Consider the following 16845-nt stretch of genomic DNA (forward strand, 5'->3'; position numbering starts at 1 on the left):
CATACTCGCAGCTCAATGCCCGATCTCCGACACTGGTTTCCGTTCCTGCGCTGGCCGCGCCCCGATGCGGCGTTGCTGCGCGGCGAGGTCAGCGCTGCGCTCACCGTCGCCCTGGTGATGATTCCGCAGTCGGTGGCCTATGCCGGCCTGGCCGGCATGCCGCTGATCACCGGCCTGTACGCCACCTTCCTGCCGATGCTGGTGGCCGTGCTGTTCAGCGGCTCGACCCGGCTCTCGGTCGGCCCGTCGGCGCTCAGCAGCGTGCTGGTCGGCGCCTCGGTGCTGGGAATGGCGCAACCGGCCAGCGACCAGTGGGTGGCGCTGGTGGTGTGGCTGGCGCTGCTGTCCGGCGGCATCCAGCTGGCGCTGGGCGCCACCGGCTCCTCCTGGGTGCTGAACCTGGTGAGTTCGCCGGTGCTGACCGGCTTCAGCCAGGCCGCCGCGCTGCTGATCATCGCGTCGCAGCTGCCGGCGCTGATCGGGCTGGAAGGCGGACTGGCGACGCTGTGGCAGCACCCGCGCCTGGACCTGGCGGCGCTGGCCTTCGGCCTGGTCAGCCTGGCGCTGTTCGTGCTGGGCAAGCGCTTCGTGCCCCGGCTGCCGATGGTGCTGCTGGTGCTGGCCGCCGCCGGCACCATCAGCTACCTGAGCGGCTACTCGTCCCATGGCGCGGTGATCGGCGCGCTGCCGGTCGGCCTGCCCTCGCTGTACATCCCGCGGCTGCTGCCGTGGGAGACGATGTCCGCGCTGGTGGCTCCGGCACTGGTGATCGCCCTGGTCAGCTCGCTGGAGATGGCCTCCAGCGCCAAGATCGAAAGCCAGAAGGACGGCAAGCGCTGGGACGCCAACCAGGACCTGATCGGCCAGGGCATGGGCAAACTGGCCTCGGCGCTGTCCGGCAGCTTTCCGACCAGCACGTCGTTCTCGCGCTCGGCCATCACGCTGTACGCCGGCGCGAAGACCGGCTGGGCCACGGTGGCCGCCACGGTGCTGGTGCTGATCGTGCTGCTGTTCCTCACGCCGCTGCTGTTCCACGTGCCGCGCGCGGTGCTGTCGGCGGTGGTGGTGGCAGCGGTGGCCAGCCTGTTCAGGCCGCGCACCTTCCTGCGCCTGGGACGGATCGACCGCGTGGAAGCGGCCATCGCCCTGGCCACCTTCGGCGTCACCATCGCCTCGGCGCCGCGCATCTACTGGGGCGTGCTGACCGGCGTGCTGCTGGGACTGGCGCACTTCCTGCACCACCGCCTGCATCCGCGCATCATCGAGGTCGGCCTGCACCCGGACGGCAGCCTGCGCGACCGCCACCTGTGGAAGCTCGAACCGCTGGCGCCAGACACCTATGCGCTGCGGATGGACGCCGAACTGGACTTCGCCTCGGCCAGCGCGCTGGAGCGTGCCGTGGTCGACCACCTGGCGGCCCATCCCGGCGTGCGGCACGTGGTGCTGTTCGCCCAGCCGGTCAACCGCATCGACGCCACCGGCGTGGAAGTGTTCACGCAGATGCGCGGCATGCTGCACGACCGCGGCATCGTGCTGCACATCAGCGGCATCAAGCTGCCGGTGGAGCGGGTGTTGCAGCGCGCGGGCGCGCTGGACGAAGGCCCGCTGCTGAAGATGTACCGCACCGACGTCGATGCGCTGCTGGCGTTCGGGCGCCTGGGCGGCTAGCCGCCCGCCCGGTCAGAAGTGCAAGCCGACGCCGATCGTGAAGGCGTCGGGGTTGATCTTGGTGGTGATGCTCTGGCCGGTGGACAGCGTGGTGGTGGTCTTGAGGAACGAGTGCGCGTAATGCGCATCGACGAACCAGCGGTCGTTGATCATCGCCGTCACGCCGAAGCCGGGCGTCAGCGCGAAGCGCGATTCGACGCTCAGCGTGGTGCCGCCGGGCGGGTTGATCGGGTTGAGCGCATTGAGGATGGCGCTGCCGCGCGCGCCATAGAACTTGGCGTAGGTCACGCCCAGCATCGCGTACGGACGCACCCGCGCCGTCGCCTCGAAGAAGTGGTAGCGGGCGAACACGCTGATCGGCAGGGCCTTGACGGTGCCGATCTCGCCGACGCCGGCGATCGCGCCGTCGCCGGTGATGGAGTGGGTGAAGGCCGGGGCGATCGGCACTTCCACCGCCCAGTGGTCGGTCAGCATCCGTTCCACCGAGATGGTGGGCTGGGTGTCGCCGCCGATGCCCACCGTCAGGCCCGCCGTCGACGGCGCCGATAGCGTGCCGCTGGACACGTTGGGAGAAATGCGGATCGCGCCGGCGCTGATCGACCAGGTGCCGGCAGTCTGGGCCTGCGCGCCGAACGCGCCGCAGGCCAGGGCAACCGCGGCGGCCAGCCGGGTCATGGACGTGTACTTGTGCATGGGAAGTCTCCTGCGACGGTGATGATCAGAGCCAGCCGGCCCGCGCCAGGGCACGGGCGATGGAGGCGGCGAGCAGGCGGTGCGCGTACGGGGTCGGATGGAAGCCGTCCGAGAACACCCAGGTCTGCCACCAGCCGGCGCCGGCGCCGGCCGGCGGCGCGGCGTCGAGCGCGGCCGAGGAGCAGGTCTGGAAGGTGTACGAGGGCAGGCCCTGCGAGTCGATGCCGGTCACCGGGCAGGACGCCTTGGTGGCGTTGGTCAGGCCGTACGAGGCGGGGTTCAGGATGATGTCGGTGTTGTCGGTGTAGAAGTCCACCAGCGCGACGCGCGCATCGGACCCGATGCGGGTCTTGAGCTGGGTGTTGAAGGCGCCGATCCACTGGCGGATCGCGCCCTGCAGGGTGGCCGCCGCCGTGGCGCCGGCGGTGCCGCCGCCGCTGGCCTGGGCCACGCCGCCCAGCACCGCCTGGAAGCGCGGCGTGAGGGTGATGTCAGGCACGTTGAGCACGGCCACGTGGGTGGCGCCCTTGTCCAGCGCGCTGGCCTTGATCGCGTTGTAGTAGGTGTCGGCCAGCTTCTGCATGTACAGGCCGGCGGCCAGCGCTCCGCCATTGGGCTGCCCGAGGGTGGCGGCCAGCGTGGCGGCGTCGATCTGCTGCGACAGGAAACCCTGGAAGGCCACCAGGCCGGGACCGCCGGACGCGGCGCCCAGGTAGGCGCCGGCCAGGTCGGCAGCGTCGTTGCCGCCGCCGTCGACCAGCACCAGGTCGGTGGCGGTGTAAGTGCCTACCACGTTGGCAGCCGTCGCCAGCTGCAGCGGAACGCCCAGCGGGCTGGCCGCGCCGCCCTGGCTGGCGGGGACCACCACGCGGCCGCCGCCGATGGCGAAGTCGGTGCAGCCGGGCGTGCTGTTGGCGACGAAGGTGGTGCCGGTGAAGACGTAGAAGTTGCACTGGCTGGCGACGCCGAAGTCCTGTGCCACCAGCTGCGGATAGATCGGAAAGCCGGCCGCCGGGTTGGCCGCGTTCTGCACGGTGAACTTGAAGCCGAAGGTGCCGGCGTCAGCCAGGCTGTCGCCCGCCACCACCACCCGCTTGATCTCGACCTTCGGGCCGGCGGCGTCGCCGCCGCCGCCACATGCCGACAGCAGGGCTGCCGATGCGCAGGCCGCCGCCAGCAGCGCCCGCTTGAATGTCATGGAATGCATGCATCACCTCGCTAAGAAAAAAGAACGACCGTTCGATTTGAGTCGCCTCAGGATATCCGTTTGCATAGCGCCGGCGCCCAGGGTTTGTGCCGGGTTGCGCGCCGGCCGGCAATGGGATTGACGCGCTGCCCGCCACGCCTCAGTCGTCGTCGACCTGCACCAGCTTGGTCCGGCCGGACGCGCCGCTGCGGATCGTGACAGCCGACTTGCGGCAGCCGAACTGCCGCGCCACCAGCGCGATCAGCTCCTGGTTGGCCTTGCCCTCCACCGGCGGCGACTTCAGCTGCGCCAGCCACGTGCCGTCGGCGGCCTGCTGCAGCAGGCTCACGCGCGCGTTCGGCTTGACCTTGATTTGCAGCGTCGCCATGGCCTCAGGCGCTGAGGATCCAGCCTTCCAGCGGATCGAACTGCTGCGGCAGGCCGTAGCGGGGCGCCCCGTGGCGCGCGGCCCAGGCGGCCTGCACCAGGCACAGCACCGCGTCCAGGCTGTCGCCGCTGGCGTCGGCGATCAGCGCGTCGCGCTGCGCGTTGGTGAGCTTCAGCCGCAGGCCCAGCCGGGTCGCACCCAGCTCCAGCGCATGCAGCAGGTCCTTGCGCGCGATCAGCCGCTCGGGGGTTTGCCGCGCGCGGTCGTCGCTCTTGTAGCTGCGGTTGCCGATCAGCTCGCGCGCCAGCAGGCCGGGATAGGCTTCCAGGGCCACGCGCGCCGGGTCGCCGTCGTGCAGGCCCGGCATGTGGACGCCGGCGGCCAGCAGCAGCGGCAGCGCAGCATGCAGCATGTAGGCCACCGGCGGGTTGACCCACTTCATCGAGGGGCTGGAGCCGGCCCGCTTGTCGAAGGCGCGGTGGGCGAACTTGCCGCCGACCGGCCGGGCGTCGCAGAAGGCGGCAAAGGTGTTGCGGATCTCCTCGCGCGTGAGGCCGGCGTAGTGCGCGATGCACTCGCGCCATTGCAGCGGCCAGCCCAGCGTCTCCACCAGCTCGCGCGGCAGGCCGAAGGGGAAGTCGAAGCCGCCGATCCAGGCCTGCGGCTGCGCCAGCCACTGGCCGAAGGCCGGCAGCGACTCGAGCCGCTCCAGCCGCGACAGCACGACCCGGTCGCCGGTACAGTGGCCCAGCGCCAGCACCACCGGCTTGCGCCGGGTGGGGCTGCTGGAGAAGTCGCAGCCGACCAGCAGCGGTGCGTTCATCGCGGGTTCATCCCAGCGCCAGCGCCATCACGCCCGCCGCGATGCAGGCCGCCCCCACGATGCGCAGCAGGCGGTCGCCCTCGCCCAGCAGCTGGCCGCCGATCAGCGCCGCGAACAGCATCGAGACCTCGCGCGCCGGCGCCACGTGCGACAGCGGCGCAGTCTGCATCGCGTAAAGCACCATCACATAGGACACCGGGCTGATGGCGCCGACGAACAGCGCGTACCTCCACTGCGTCTTCCACAGCGCGCGGGCGGCCGCGCGGTCGCGCAGCACGGCAGGCGTGAGCAGCACCATCCGCGCCAGGTTGCCGAAGTAGTCGACCAGGATCGGCGACATCAGGGCGAACTTGACGGCGTAGCCATCGACCACGGTGTAGCAGGCGATGAAGACGCCGGTAACCAGGCCGTAGGCCATGCCCTTGTGGACGCGTTGGCGCCGGTCCGGGTCGTGGCTGGCGCGCAGCAGCCCGGGGCCGCCGGCGATCAGGAACACGCCGCCCACCACGCCGGCGATGCCCAGCGCCCCCAGCGCCGACAGCCGCTCGCCCAGGAACAGGATTGCCACCAGTGACGACAGCAGCGGGCCCGAGCCGCGCGCGAGCGGATAGACCACGGTGAGATCGGCCTTGCGGTAGCCGCGCAGCAGCGCGATGAAATACAGGCAGTGGACGGCGGCGCTGGCGACCACCAGCGACCATTCCAGCAGGCCCCAGCGCGGAACCTGCTCCAGCCCCAGCCAGATGCCGACCGGCGCCCAGAACAGCATGGTGACCAGGCCGGTGAATGCGGCGAAGCGCACGTCGCCGCCGGCTTTCTTGGCAGCGATGTTCCAGCTGGCGTGGATCAGTCCGGCAAGGACGACGAGGGCGAGCGCGGTGGGCGACACGGCCGGATCAGCCGGCCGCCCGGGTCATCAGACCCGTCCGCATATGGCGGCGGTGGCCATCAGGTCTTCCAGCAGCGCCAGCGAGACCTTGCCCGACACCGAGTACGGGTCCAGCTCCGGCTTCTCGGAGTACTTCAGCAGGATCGAGTGATTGAGCTTGGACAGGTTGACCTGGCCCATGGTCCAGCCGCCGAAGCGGCGCTCGAAGATCTCGTCGTAATGCAGCAGGATCACGGCCTTGTGGCGGGCGTCGCGCTGGATGTGGCCGAACAGGTCGCTGACCTGCTGGCGCCCGCCCTCGATCGCCTGCAGGAAGATGCCGCCGCCGTAGCACAGGATGCCGGTGATGCCGGTGACGGGGTTGTGCTGGCGCGACTGCGCCAGGATCGATTCGATCGCGTCGGGGCTGGTGTCCACCGCGCGGCTGGCATAGAGGAGTCGGACCAACATGGCTAGTTCCTGGGAATGAGGGCGAGGAATTCGCGGCGCAGCGTCGAATCCTTCAGGAAGGCGCCGCGCATCACCGAGTTGATCATCTTGCTGTCCAGGTCCTTCACGCCGCGCCAGGCCATGCAGTAGTGCGTGGCCTCCATCACGATGGCCAGGCCGTCGGGCTGGGTCTTCTCCATGATCAGGTCGGCCAGCTGCACCACAGCCTCCTCCTGGATCTGCGGACGGCCCATCACCCATTCGGCCAGCCGCGCGTACTTGGACAGGCCGATCACGTTGGTGTGCTCGTTGGGCATGACGCCGATCCAGACCTTGCCGATGACAGGGCAGAAATGGTGGCTGCAGGCCGAGCGCACGGTGATCGGGCCGACGATCATCAGCTCGTTGAGGTGCTCCACGTTCGGGAATTCGGTGATCGGCGGCGCCTTGACGTAGCGGCCCTTGAACACCTCGTTGAGGTACATCTTGGCGACCCGGCGCGCCGTGTCGCCGGTGTTGTGGTCGCTCACGGTGTCGATCACCATCGAGTCCAGCACGCCCTTCATCTTGCTCTCCACCTCGTCCAGCAGCAGCGCCAGTTCGCCCGGCTCGATGAAGTCGGCGATGTTGTCGTTGGAGTGGAAGCGCTTGCGCGCGGCCACGATGCGCTCGCGGATCTTGGCCGAGACCGGCGTTCCTTCGTCGAGCGGGGGCGTGGTGGGTGGAGCTTTCATGAGCATTGCAAATGCTAACACCTAAGCATTGAGCAGCGCCTCCAGGTCCTGCAGTGTGTTGGCCTCGTGCAGGGGCTTGTCGAAGCGCATCCGCAGCATGCGCGGAAAGCGCACCGCGATGCCGCTCTTGTGGCGCGGGCTGCGGTTGATGCCCTCGAAGCCCAGCTCGAACACCATCGAGGGCCTGACGCTGCGCACCGGCCCGAACTTCTCCAGCGTGGTCCGGCGGATGGCGGCGTCCACCTGCTTGAATTCCTCGTCGGTCAGGCCCGAATAGGCCTTGGCGAAGGCGACCAGCTGCAAGGCGCCCGGCTGCGCCGGCTCCTTGCGGGCGATCGCCTCCAGCACGGCGTCGGCCTCCGCCTTGTCCTTCGGCTGGCGGTTCCAGACCGCGAAGGTGTAGTCGGTGTACAGCGACGCCCTTCTTCCGTGGCCGGCCTGGGCGTAGACCAGCACGCAGTCGATCGTCATCGGGTCGATCTTCCACTTCCACCACAGGCCATCGGCCTTGGTCCGCCCCGTGCCGTAGGCTGCGTCCAGGCGCTTGAGCATGAAGCCCTCGACGCCGCGCTCGCGCGACTGCTCGCGACGGCGCGCGAACTCCAGCCAGCTGCTGTCGCTTTCCACCGGCGAGATCCGGAACTCCGTGCCGGCCAGCAGCGCCTCCAGCCGGGCCCGCCGCTCGCGTTGCGGCAGGGCGCGGATGTCCTGCCCGTCCTGCTCCAGGATGTCGTAGGCCATGAAGGTGACCGGCGCGTCCGCCAGCACCTTCCTGGTCAGCGTCTTGCGGCCGATGCGCTGCTGCAGCAGGGAGAAGGCGCCTGGTTTTCCCGATTGCCCTGAGCTTGGCCGGTCCTGAGCTTGTCCAAGGGTCGAAGCGGTCCAGACCATGATCTCGCCATCGAGCACCGTGCCGTCGGGCAGCGCCTGCGCCAGCGCCACGATCTCGGGAAAGCGGTCCGTCACCAGCTCCTCGCCGCGCGACCAGATCCAGCTCTGGCCCTGGCGCCGCACCACCTGGCCGCGGATGCCGTCGTACTTCCACTCCACCATCCAGTCGCCGACCGGGCCCAGCATCGAGGCGAACAGCTCCGGCGGCGCATCGAGCTGGTGGGCCAGGAAGAACGGATAGGGCTGGCCCAGATCCTGCACGTCGGCCACGCCCTCCTGCACCTGCGCGATCAGCGCCTGGTAGCGCTCCAGCGTCGGCGCGGTCTTGCCGTCGGTGTAGCCCATCATCCGCTGGGCGATCCGTTTGGCGTCCACTCCCGAGTGGGCCGCCAGCGCGCGCTGCACCAGCAGCTTGCTGACGCCGACCCGGAAGCCGCCGCCGACCAGCTTGGACAGCAGGAAGCGGCCGGTGGAATCGAGCTCGCTCCAGTAGCTGCGGATGCGCCCGGCAATCTCCTCCTCAGGCATGCCGCGCAACGGCAGCAGGCGCTGCTCCACCCACTCGGCCAGGCCGACGTCGGACGTGGTCGCGCCCAGCGGCAGGATGTGGGCGATGGTCTCGGCCAGGTCGCCGACGGCCTGGTAGCACTCGTCGAACAGCCAGGGTTGGATGCCGGCGATCTCGCAGGCCAGGATCGCCAGCTTGGCCATCGAGACCACCTGGCGCGGCTTGCCGCCGGACAGGAAATACACCGCCCAGGCCGCGTCGGCGGGCGCCGCGGCGGCGAAGTAGCGCTGCAGCGCCTCCACCTTGGCATTGGTGGAGGTGGTGGCGTCCAGCTCGGCGAACAGGCGCGTGAACTGCTTCATGGCGCTGGCTCCGGCGCCGCATCCGCCTCCACCGCGTCGCCGCCGTATTCGGTCTCGAACGACTCAGCCTGCAGGCCCTGCTCGGTGAGATAGCGCACCATGACCGGGATGCTGCCGTGGGTGACGATCACGCGTTGCGCGCCGGTGGCGCCGATCGCGCTCATCAGCCCGGGCCAGTCGGCGTGGTCCGACAGCACGAAGCCGCGGTCGTAGCCGCCGCGCCGGCGGGCGCCGCGCAGCTGCATCCAGCCGCTGGCGAACGCGGTGCTGGCCTCGCCGAAGCGCCGCACCCAGGGGCTCGCAGCGGCGCTGGGCGGGCAGATCACCAGCGCCTGGCGCAGGTCCGCCTTGTCGCTCACCTCGGTCACCAGGCGCGTCGGCGGCAGCTGCACGCCGGCGGCGCGGTAAGCCCGGTTCAGCGGCTCCACCGCGCCGTGCACGACGATCGAGCCGATCGAGGGGTCGACGCCGCTCAGGATGCGCTGCGCCTTGCCGAAGCTGTAGCAGGTGAGGATGCTGGCGACGCCGCGCTCGGCGTTGCGCCGCCACCAGCCGTTGATGTCGGCAAACAGCTCCTGGTCCGGGCACCAGCGGTAGATCGGCAGGCCGAAGGTCGATTCGGTGATGAACACGTCGCACTTCACCGGCTCGAAGGGCGCGCAGGTCGGGTCCGGCGCCACCTTGTAGTCGCCGCTGGCGACCCAGACCTGGCCGCCGTGCTCCAGCCGCACCTGGGCCGAGCCCAGCACGTGGCCGGCGGGGTGCAGCGACAGCTTCATGCCGTGGTGCTCGATCGCCTCGCCGTAACGGAGCGTCTGCAGGTTGACGTCCCCGAGCCGCACGCGCAGCACACCCTCGGCCGGCGCCGCCGCCAGGTATTGGCCGTGGCCGATGCGCGCGTGGTCCGAGTGGGCGTGGGTGATGACCGCCCGCGCCACCGGCCGCCACGGATCGATGTAGAAATCGCCCGGCGGGCAGTACAGGCCCTGCGGCCGCTGAACGACGAGGTCCTGCGCCATCGCTACAGGTATTTCTTTCCCTGCAGCGCGAGCGCCACCCGCATCGCGCCGTAAGCCACCCACTCGCCGACGCGCTGGCGCAGCGGCCGGCGCGCGAACTCCGCCGCGTCCATGCGCTTGCCGGCATCGGCCATCGCCGCCACCAGCCGGCCGCGCAGGTCCTGCGCGAAGGCTTCGTCCTGCACCATCACGTTGGCCTCGCGCGCCATCAGCAGGCTGAGCGGGTCGAGGTTGGAGGAGCCGACGGTGGACCACTCGCCGTCGATCACCGCCACCTTGGCGTGCAGGAAGCTGGGCGCGTATTCGTAGATCTCGACGCCGGCGGCCAGCAGCGTGCCGTAGATCGGCCGCGCGGCGTAGTACTGCATGAAGTATTCGTAGCGCCCCTGCAGCAGGATCTGCACCGTCACGCCGCGCCGCGCCGCCTGCACCAGCGCATTGCGCATCCTGCGGCCCGGCACGAAGTAGGCGTTGGCGATGATCACCTCCGAGCGGGCCTGCCCGATCGCGCGGCGATAGGCCCGCTCGATGCGGGTGCGGTTGCGCACGTTGTCGCGCGGCACCAGCGCCGCCTTCGCGAGGTGGACCGGCTCCCCGGCCGCCGGCGCCGGGGCGGCATGCCGTCCGGGGCGGCCGGCGCGCAGCGACCCGAGCGCGGCGGCCAGCCGCACGCTGCGCAGCTTCTGCGCCGCCTCCAGCCGCTGCCAGAGCCGAACCATCGTGTCGCGCAGCGGAACCACCAGCGGACCCGCCACCCGCACGGCGAAGTCGAAGCGGGGATGCTCCAGCTGGCCGTGGGTCGGGTCGTGGAAATCGTCCAGGATGTTGATGCCGCCGCAGAAGGCGAGCGTGCTGTCGACCACGCACAGCTTGCGGTGCAGCCGGCTCCAGTTGGCCGGCCACAGCACGCCGATGCGGCCCGGGGCGGCGAACACCCGCCATTGCACGCCGGCCTGCGCGAAACGCCCGGTCCAGTCCGGCGCCAGCGGCGCGGTGCCGAAGCCGTCGACCACCACCATCACCGCCACCCCCCGGCGCGCAGCCCGCTCCAGTGCGCAGGCCACGTCCGACCCGGTGCCGGTGAAGTCGAAGATGTAGGTCTCCAGCCGGACCTCGGTGCGGGCGCCGTCGATGGCATCGACCAGCGCCGGGAACATCGCGCGGCTGCCCTCGAGCAGGTCGAGCCGATGGCCCGGACGCAGCGCGGGCACGCCCTGCGTCACAACTTGAATTCCGCGATCAGCGGCAGGTGGTCCGACATGCGCCACCAGGCCCGCCCCTTGGGCACCTCGATTCCCACCGGCTTGAGGCCGCGCGAGTAGACGTAATCGAGCTGCGCCAGCGGCAGCCGCGAGGGGTAGGTGGCGACGCGCTCGCCGATGTGGTCGCGAAAGCCCAGCTCGTTCATGGCCGGGCGCAGCTTGGCGCCCCAGTCGTTGAGGTCGCCGGCCACGATCACGGGGGAACGCGACGGGATCTCGCGCTTGATGTAGGCGCCCAGCTGCTCGATCTGGCGCGCCCGGCTGCCGGCGATCAGCCCCAGGTGCAGCACGATGACGTGGATGGTCTTGCGCTCCACCTTCACTTCCACGTGCAGCAGGCCGCGCTGCTCGAAGCGGTGGTCCGACATGTCCTCGTGCTTGTGCGACACCACCGGCCAGCGTGACAGCAGCGCATTGCCGTGCTCGCCGTGCTTGGTGGTGGCGTTGGTCTGGTAAACCGCCTGGTAGCCCTCGGGGCAGAGGAAGTCCGCCTGCGGCTGCTCGGGCCAGTGCTTGAAGAACTGCGCTTCGCCGCGGTTGTGCTTGCGCACTTCCTGCAGGCAGACCACGTCTGCATCCAGCTGCTCCACGCCGTGGCCCAGGTTGTGGATCTCGAGCCGGCGGACCGGTCCGATGCCCTGGACGCCTTTGTGGATGTTGTAGGTTGCGACCCGGAAGGAACTCATCGCGCAAATTGTGGCAGCAAGAGGATGGCCTCGGCGTTGGAAGGAGAGAAACAGGCGTCCGCCGCCTCGCGCCATGGCAACCAGCGGTAACCGGTGTGCTCGCGCGGGTTGAGCAGGACCGGCGTCCCCGCCGGCACGCACAGCCCGAACACATGCTCGGTGTTGCGCGTCACGCCCGGCGCGTAGCGGTGCTGCCAGCGCGGGTAGATGTCGTAGACGTTCTCCAGGAACCAGTCCTTCAGGCCCGCGTGCAGCGGGCTGCCGGGGGCGCAGTCGATGCCGGTTTCTTCGGCCACCTCGCGCACCGCGGTCTGCTCGAAGCTCTCGGCCTCGTCGTCCTTGCTGCCGGTCACGGACTGCCAGAAGCCGCTGGCGTCGGCCCGGTCGATCAGCAGCACGTCGAGTGCCGGCGTGTGGATCACGACCAGCACCGACTGGGGGATCTTGAACGGCCGGGGGTCAGACACCGGAAACCACCGCGTCGAGTGCGTCGCGCAGCAAGGCATGCTGCTCGTGCGCATTGGCGACCGGGTGGCGCAGCAGGCGCGCGGGCAGCGCCGCGGTGAGGTGGGCCGCGATGAACAGGGCCTCGCCGCCGACCCGGACAGTCTCCGTGGGGAAAGCTCCAACCGGGTTTCGTGCGCGCTGCAGCGGAACCACCAGCCGCGTGGGCAGCGCATCGAAGAAATCGTGCTGGATCTGGACGACGTAGGGGAAGATCTCGCGCTGCGCAACGTTGGGATTGGCGTAGATGTCGAACTGAGGCATCGTGCGCTACCAGACCCGATATTCCTCGCCGAAGACGCCCATCTCCTCCACGATGCGATTCTGTTCGGCGATCCATGCCCCGTATTTCTCGTTGAATTCCTTCTTGCGTTGCGCAAGCGTCTTCTTCTGGGCGGCGTTCTTGAGGGCCTGGAACTCCTGGTAGTCCAGCAGCACCGTGTCCGGTCGCCCGTCTTTTTCGACGATGACAGGGCCGCTCTTGGCCTGGCTGCAGAAGTAGCCGAAGCGATTCTTGGCTTCGGTGGCGGTGATGGGCATTGGAGTCTCCTGGAACATGGCCATTTTAGCCAATCCCGGGCCATTGTCCAAATGACAAGGGCGCCCGCAGCGCCCTTGTTGTCCGTTCAACCTGCGGGTGCGCCGGATCAGGCCTTCTCCACGTTGCGCAGCCGGATGTGCAGCTCGCGCAGCTGCTTCTCGTCCACCGGGCCGGGGGCCTGGGTCAGCAGGTCCTGGGCGCGCTGCGTCTTGGGGAAGGCGATCACGTCGCGCAGGCTTTCGGCGCCCGTCATCAGCATCACGAAGCGGTCCAGGCCGATGGCGATGCCGCCGTGCGGCGGGGCACCGTACTGCAGCGCGTCCAGCAGGAAGCCGAACTTCAGCTGCGCCTCCTCGGCGTCGATCTTCAGCGCGCGGAACACCTTGCTCTGCACTTCCTCGCGGTGGATCCGCACCGAACCGCCGCCCAGCTCGATCCCGTTGAGCACCGCGTCGTAGGCCTTGGCCACCGCCTTGCCCGGATCGGTCTCCAGCAGGTCCTCGTGGCCGTCCTTGGGCGAGGTGAAGGGATGGTGCACCGCGTTCCAGCGCTGGCCCTCCTCGTCGTACTCGAACATCGGGAAATCGACCACCCACAGCGGCTTCCACTGGCCTTCGATCAGGCCGCGCGACTTGCCGAACTCGCTGTGGCCGACCTTGACCCGCAGCGCGCCGATCGCGTCGTTCACCACCTTGGCCTTGTCGGCGCCGAAGAAGATCAGGTCGCCGTTGGCGGCGCCGGTGCGCTGCACGATGGCGGCGATGGCGGCGTCGTGCAGGTTCTTGACGATCGGCGACTGCAGCCCTTCGCGGCCGGACGCCACCTCGTTGACCTTGATCCAGGCCAGGCCCTTGGCGCCGTAGATCTTGACGAACTCGGTGTAGCCGTCGATCTCGCCGCGGCTCATCTCGCCGCCGCCCGGAACGCGCAGCGCCACCACGCGCCCGTCTTCGGCATTGGCCGGGCCGGAGAACACCTTGAAGTCCACGTCCTTCATGACGTCCGTCATCTCGGTGAACTCCAGCTTCACGCGCAGGTCGGGCTTGTCCGAGCCGTACAGGCGCATCGCCTCCGAATGCTTCATCACCGGGAACGCCGGCATGTCCACGCCGATCACGTTCTTGAAGGTGCTGCGGATCATGCCTTCGAACATCGTGCGGATCTCTTCCTCGTCCAGGAAGGAGGTCTCCACGTCGATCTGGGTGAACTCGGGCTGGCGGTCGGCCCGCAGGTCCTCGTCGCGGAAGCACTTGGTGATCTGGTAGTAGCGGTCGAAGCCAGCCACCATCAGCAGCTGCTTGAACAGCTGGGGCGACTGCGGCAGCGCGAAGAACATGCCTTCGTGGACGCGGGACGGCACCAGGTAGTCGCGGGCGCCTTCGGGCGTGCTCTTGGTGAGCATCGGCGTCTCGATGTCGATGAAGCCGTTGGCGTCGAGGAACTTGCGCACCTCCATCGTCACCTTGTAGCGCAGCATCAGGTTGTTCTGCATGTACGGGCGGCGCAGGTCCAGCACCCGGTGCATCAGGCGGGTGGTCTCCGACAGGTTGTCGTCGTCCAGCTGGAACGGCGGCGTCACCGAGGGGTTGAGCACCGTCAGCTCCTGGCACAGCACCTCGATCTTGCCGCTCTTGAGGTTCTCGTTGGCGGTGCCGGCCGGGCGGGCGCGCACCAGGCCCTTGACCTGGACGCAGAACTCGTTGCGCAGGCCTTCGGCCGTCTTGAACATCTCGGCGCGGTCCGGGTCGCACACCACCTGCACGTAGCCTTCGCGGTCGCGCAGGTCGACGAAGATCACGCCGCCGTGGTCGCGCCGGCGATTGACCCAGCCGCACAGCGTGACGGTCTGGCCGAGCAGGGCCTCGGTGACGAGGCCGCAATAGGTGGAACGCATTTTCTGGGTGGACATATGGCACGATCACGCGCCACCTTGCGGCGGCGCGTCCTTCTTAGGAGTTGGGAACCACCACGCCCATCGAGACCACGTATTTGAGCGCGGCATCCACGCTCATCTTGAGCTCGATGCACTCGCTGCGGCGCAGCATCACGAAATAGCCGCCCGTGGGATTGGGGGTGGTGGGGACGTAGACGCTGAGGTATTCCCCCAGCAGGTAGTTGTTGACCTCGCCGCCGGGCGAGCCGGTGACGAAGCCGATGGTCCAGACGTCGGGGCGCGGCCACTGCACCAGCACCGCGACCCGGAAGGCATTGCCGCCGGGCGCGAACAGGGTGTCCGAGACCTGCTTGACGCTGGTGTAGATGGAGCGCACGACCGGGATCCGGCCCAGGATCGCGTCGCCCCAGACAACCAGTTTCTTGCCGATGAAGTTGCTGGTGACGGCGCCGACCAGCAGCAGGATGGACAGCGCCAGCAGCACGCCGAAGCCCGGCATGTGGAAGCCCAGCAGCCGGTCCGGCTGCCAGGCCTGCGGCAGGATCAGCAGGGTCTGGTCCAGGGTGGAGACGATCCACTGCAGCACCCAGATCGTGATCGCCAGCGGGACGATCACGAGCAATCCGGCGAACAGCCATTTGCGCAGCGGGCCCATCGCGCTCTTTCAGTCGCCCTTGCCGCTGGCGGGGGCCGCCGGCGTGGCGGCAGGCGCCGGCTTGGCGGCGCCGCTGTCGGTGGCGGGCTTGGCAGCGTCGCCGGCGTTGGCCGGTTCCGAGGCTGCCGGGGCGCCATCAGCGCCGGCGGGCGCGGGCGCTGCCCCGCCCTTGAAGTCGGTCGCGTACCAGCCCGACCCCTTGAGCTGGAAGCCGGCCGCCGTCAGCTGCTTCTGGAATGCGGCGGCTCCGCAGGCCGGGCAAACCGTCAGCTGCGGATCGGAAATCTTCTGCAGGACATCCTTGGCATGGCCGCAGGATGCGCACTTGTACGCGTAGATGGGCATCGCTCTAGGGCTTGGGGAGAAGCAAAGCCTTCAATTATAGGCGGCGGCCCCTGTTCAAGGCCCTGGGCCGCCGGCTCCGGCTCCGCGGCACGCCGCCCGGGCGGGCCCGGGCGGCGTTTGAGAGACAATCCCCGCGGTGCCCGGGGCCATGCGGCCGGCACCGCACCCAGCCCGGGCGATGGCGGCCGGGCATCTTTGAACGCAGTCATCAAGGAGATCGACATGGTGGGATCGAAGCTGAAAGCGCCGCGCGGCGTGGCCGCCGCTGTGCTGGCCGCTTTCTGCCTGGTGCTGGGCGGCGCGCAGGGCGCAGCGGCCGCCGAAGAAAAGATTCTGAACATCTACAACTGGTCCGACTACATCGGCGACGACACGGTCGCCAATTTCGAGAAGGAAACCGGCATCAAGGTGCACTACGACACCTTCGACAGCAACGAGGCGCTGCACGCCAAGCTGGTGGCCGGCAAGACCGGCTACGACATCGTGGTGCCGTCGGCCAACTGGGCCAAGCTGCAGGCCGAGGGCGGCCTGCTGATGAAGCTGGACAAGAGCCGGATCAGCACCTACGGCAACCTCGATCCCTACGTGATGAAGCAGCTGGCGGCCACCGACCCGGGCAATCAGTACGTCGTTCCCTGGCTGTGGGGCATCACCACGGTCGGCATCAATGTCGACAAGCTGAAGAAGGCGCTGGGCAACTTGCCGATGCCGGACAACGCCTGGGACCTGGTGTTCAAGCCGGAATACGTCAGCAAGGCCAAGGCCTGCGGTGTCTCGGTGCTGGACTCGGCCGACGAGCTGGTGCCGGCGGCCCTGCGCTACCTTGGCAAGCCGCCCTACAGCCGCAATCCCGCCGACTACAAGGAGGCGGAGAAGCTGCTCAAGGCGATCCGGCCCTCGATCACGCTGTTCTCTTCCTCCGGCTACATCAACGACATGGCGGCCGGCTCGATCTGCCTGGCGGTGGGCTGGAACGGCGACATCAGCATCGCGCGGGCGCGGGCGCTGGAGGCCAAGAACGGCAACAACATCCAGGTGCTGCTGCCCAAGACCGGCGCCATCCTGTTCTTCGACACGATGGCCATCCCGGCCGACGCCAAGCACGTCGAGAACGCCTACAAGTGGATCAGCTACATCTACCGGCCCGAGGTCAACGCCGCCCTGGTCAACAAGATCTTCTACGCCAACCCGGTCAAGGCGTCGGCCAAGTACATCAAGCCCGACGTGCTGGCCAACAAGGCGGTGTTCATGCCGCCGGCCGACCTGGCGCGCATGGTGCCGCCGGACGTGGTGCCGCCGGACATCCGGCGCCTGCGCACGCGCATGTACACCAGCGTCAAGACGGGCCAGTAAGAAAAGACCGGCAAC

At 69.0% G+C, this 16845-nt stretch carries 19 protein-coding genes; 2 read left to right on the forward strand and 17 right to left on the reverse strand.

Annotation, left to right across the window (positions count from 1 at the left end):
- Positions 1-15: 15 nt before the first annotated feature.
- Positions 16-1668, forward strand: a complete 1653-nt coding sequence (locus ACFPOE_RS12340; protein WP_376850381.1) for a SulP family inorganic anion transporter — start codon at positions 16-18, stop codon at positions 1666-1668.
- A gap of 12 nt (positions 1669-1680) precedes the next feature.
- Here ACFPOE_RS12340 and ACFPOE_RS12345 read toward each other — a convergent pair whose 3' ends face one another.
- The 17 genes from ACFPOE_RS12345 to ACFPOE_RS12425 all read right to left on the reverse strand — a co-directional run bounded on the left by ACFPOE_RS12345 (position 1681) and on the right by ACFPOE_RS12425 (position 15477).
- On the reverse strand, positions 1681-2361 hold the full coding sequence (locus ACFPOE_RS12345; RefSeq protein ID WP_376850382.1) for an OmpW/AlkL family protein: 681 nt from the start codon (positions 2359-2361) through the stop codon (positions 1681-1683).
- A gap of 25 nt (positions 2362-2386) precedes the next feature.
- Positions 2387-3559, reverse strand: a complete 1173-nt coding sequence (locus ACFPOE_RS12350; RefSeq protein WP_376850383.1) for an SGNH/GDSL hydrolase family protein — start codon at positions 3557-3559, stop codon at positions 2387-2389.
- Positions 3560-3707: 148 nt separating this feature from the next.
- On the reverse strand, positions 3708-3935 hold the full coding sequence (locus ACFPOE_RS12355; RefSeq protein WP_376850384.1) for a DUF167 domain-containing protein: 228 nt from the start codon (positions 3933-3935) through the stop codon (positions 3708-3710).
- A 4-nt stretch (positions 3936-3939) separates the two neighbouring features.
- Entirely contained in the window at positions 3940-4758 is an 819-nt protein-coding gene (locus ACFPOE_RS12360; protein WP_376850385.1) for a DUF429 domain-containing protein, read from the reverse strand.
- Positions 4759-4765: 7 nt separating this feature from the next.
- Complete coding sequence (locus ACFPOE_RS12365; protein WP_376850386.1) at positions 4766-5647, reverse strand: DMT family transporter; 882 nt, start codon at positions 5645-5647, stop codon at positions 4766-4768.
- 27 nt (positions 5648-5674) lie between these two features.
- On the reverse strand, positions 5675-6097 hold the full coding sequence (locus ACFPOE_RS12370; protein WP_376850387.1) for a BLUF domain-containing protein: 423 nt from the start codon (positions 6095-6097) through the stop codon (positions 5675-5677).
- A 2-nt stretch (positions 6098-6099) separates the two neighbouring features.
- Positions 6100-6816: a GTP cyclohydrolase I gene (gene folE / locus ACFPOE_RS12375; protein WP_376850388.1), complete on the reverse strand. Its 717-nt coding sequence runs from the start codon at positions 6814-6816 to the stop codon at positions 6100-6102.
- A 15-nt stretch (positions 6817-6831) separates the two neighbouring features.
- Positions 6832-8571, reverse strand: coding sequence for an ATP-dependent DNA ligase (locus tag ACFPOE_RS12380; protein WP_376850389.1), 1740 nt, complete (start codon positions 8569-8571; stop codon positions 6832-6834).
- A complete protein-coding gene (locus ACFPOE_RS12385) occupies positions 8568-9590 on the reverse strand; it encodes a ligase-associated DNA damage response exonuclease (RefSeq protein WP_376850390.1) in 1023 nt (340 codons plus the stop codon). The genes ACFPOE_RS12380 and ACFPOE_RS12385 overlap by 4 nt, the downstream gene beginning before the upstream one ends.
- Before the next feature lie 2 nt (positions 9591-9592).
- Positions 9593-10813, reverse strand: coding sequence for a cardiolipin synthase ClsB (gene clsB / locus ACFPOE_RS12390; RefSeq protein WP_376850391.1), 1221 nt, complete (start codon positions 10811-10813; stop codon positions 9593-9595).
- Complete coding sequence (locus ACFPOE_RS12395; RefSeq protein ID WP_376850392.1) at positions 10810-11538, reverse strand: endonuclease/exonuclease/phosphatase family protein; 729 nt, start codon at positions 11536-11538, stop codon at positions 10810-10812. The genes clsB and ACFPOE_RS12395 overlap by 4 nt, the downstream gene beginning before the upstream one ends.
- Entirely contained in the window at positions 11535-12044 is a 510-nt protein-coding gene (gene nudB, locus ACFPOE_RS12400; RefSeq protein ID WP_376850393.1) for a dihydroneopterin triphosphate diphosphatase, read from the reverse strand. The genes ACFPOE_RS12395 and nudB overlap by 4 nt, the downstream gene beginning before the upstream one ends.
- The gene (locus ACFPOE_RS12405) at positions 11998-12306 is read right to left on the reverse strand and encodes a CcdB family protein (protein ID WP_376850394.1); all 309 of its coding nucleotides are present in this window, start codon (positions 12304-12306) and stop codon (positions 11998-12000) included. The genes nudB and ACFPOE_RS12405 overlap by 47 nt, the downstream gene beginning before the upstream one ends.
- A 6-nt stretch (positions 12307-12312) precedes the next feature.
- Entirely contained in the window at positions 12313-12582 is a 270-nt protein-coding gene (locus tag ACFPOE_RS12410; RefSeq protein ID WP_376850395.1) for a type II toxin-antitoxin system prevent-host-death family antitoxin, read from the reverse strand.
- Between the two features lie 107 nt (positions 12583-12689).
- Positions 12690-14477 carry an aspartate--tRNA ligase gene (aspS, locus tag ACFPOE_RS12415; protein ID WP_376850650.1) on the reverse strand — a complete coding sequence of 596 codons (1788 nt, stop codon included), beginning with the start codon at positions 14475-14477 and terminating at the stop codon, positions 12690-12692.
- Between the two features lie 55 nt (positions 14478-14532).
- The gene (locus ACFPOE_RS12420) at positions 14533-15132 is read right to left on the reverse strand and encodes a DUF502 domain-containing protein (protein WP_376850396.1); all 600 of its coding nucleotides are present in this window, start codon (positions 15130-15132) and stop codon (positions 14533-14535) included.
- 9 nt (positions 15133-15141) lie between these two features.
- Entirely contained in the window at positions 15142-15477 is a 336-nt protein-coding gene (locus ACFPOE_RS12425; RefSeq protein ID WP_376850397.1) for an FmdB family zinc ribbon protein, read from the reverse strand.
- A gap of 222 nt (positions 15478-15699) precedes the next feature.
- Between ACFPOE_RS12425 and ACFPOE_RS12430 the strand changes: the two genes are divergently transcribed.
- Positions 15700-16830 (forward strand): polyamine ABC transporter substrate-binding protein, encoded by a 1131-nt coding sequence (locus ACFPOE_RS12430; protein WP_376850398.1) that lies wholly within the window; start codon positions 15700-15702, stop codon positions 16828-16830.
- The last annotated feature ends 15 nt before the right edge of the window (positions 16831-16845 follow it).

Source organism: Caenimonas terrae, assembly GCF_042655405.1.
Classification (GTDB): domain Bacteria; phylum Pseudomonadota; class Gammaproteobacteria; order Burkholderiales; family Burkholderiaceae_C; genus Ramlibacter; species Ramlibacter terrae_A.

Bases quoted from the DNA above. Each gene is read 5' to 3' on its own strand.
- ACFPOE_RS12340 (WP_376850381.1), top strand. From the start codon at position 16: ATGCCCGATCTCCGACACTGGTTTCCGTTCCTGCGCTGGCCGCGCCCC.
- ACFPOE_RS12345 (WP_376850382.1), bottom strand. From the start codon at position 2,361: ATGCACAAGTACACGTCCATGACCCGGCTGGCCGCCGCGGTTGCCCTG.
- ACFPOE_RS12350 (WP_376850383.1), bottom strand. From the start codon at position 3,559: ATGACATTCAAGCGGGCGCTGCTGGCGGCGGCCTGCGCATCGGCAGCC.
- ACFPOE_RS12355 (WP_376850384.1), bottom strand. From the start codon at position 3,935: ATGGCGACGCTGCAAATCAAGGTCAAGCCGAACGCGCGCGTGAGCCTG.
- ACFPOE_RS12360 (WP_376850385.1), bottom strand. From the start codon at position 4,758: ATGAACGCACCGCTGCTGGTCGGCTGCGACTTCTCCAGCAGCCCCACC.
- ACFPOE_RS12370 (WP_376850387.1), bottom strand. From the start codon at position 6,097: ATGTTGGTCCGACTCCTCTATGCCAGCCGCGCGGTGGACACCAGCCCC.
- folE (WP_376850388.1), bottom strand. From the start codon at position 6,816: ATGCTCATGAAAGCTCCACCCACCACGCCCCCGCTCGACGAAGGAACG.
- ACFPOE_RS12380 (WP_376850389.1), bottom strand. From the start codon at position 8,571: ATGAAGCAGTTCACGCGCCTGTTCGCCGAGCTGGACGCCACCACCTCC.
- ACFPOE_RS12385 (WP_376850390.1), bottom strand. From the start codon at position 9,590: ATGGCGCAGGACCTCGTCGTTCAGCGGCCGCAGGGCCTGTACTGCCCG.
- ACFPOE_RS12395 (WP_376850392.1), bottom strand. From the start codon at position 11,538: ATGAGTTCCTTCCGGGTCGCAACCTACAACATCCACAAAGGCGTCCAG.
- nudB (WP_376850393.1), bottom strand. From the start codon at position 12,044: ATGCCTTGCTGCGCGACGCACTCGACGCGGTGGTTTCCGGTGTCTGAC.
- ACFPOE_RS12405 (WP_376850394.1), bottom strand. From the start codon at position 12,306: ATGCCTCAGTTCGACATCTACGCCAATCCCAACGTTGCGCAGCGCGAG.
- ACFPOE_RS12410 (WP_376850395.1), bottom strand. From the start codon at position 12,582: ATGCCCATCACCGCCACCGAAGCCAAGAATCGCTTCGGCTACTTCTGC.
- aspS (WP_376850650.1), bottom strand. From the start codon at position 14,477: ATGCGTTCCACCTATTGCGGCCTCGTCACCGAGGCCCTGCTCGGCCAG.
- ACFPOE_RS12420 (WP_376850396.1), bottom strand. From the start codon at position 15,132: ATGGGCCCGCTGCGCAAATGGCTGTTCGCCGGATTGCTCGTGATCGTC.
- ACFPOE_RS12425 (WP_376850397.1), bottom strand. From the start codon at position 15,477: ATGCCCATCTACGCGTACAAGTGCGCATCCTGCGGCCATGCCAAGGAT.
- ACFPOE_RS12430 (WP_376850398.1), top strand. From the start codon at position 15,700: ATGGTGGGATCGAAGCTGAAAGCGCCGCGCGGCGTGGCCGCCGCTGTG.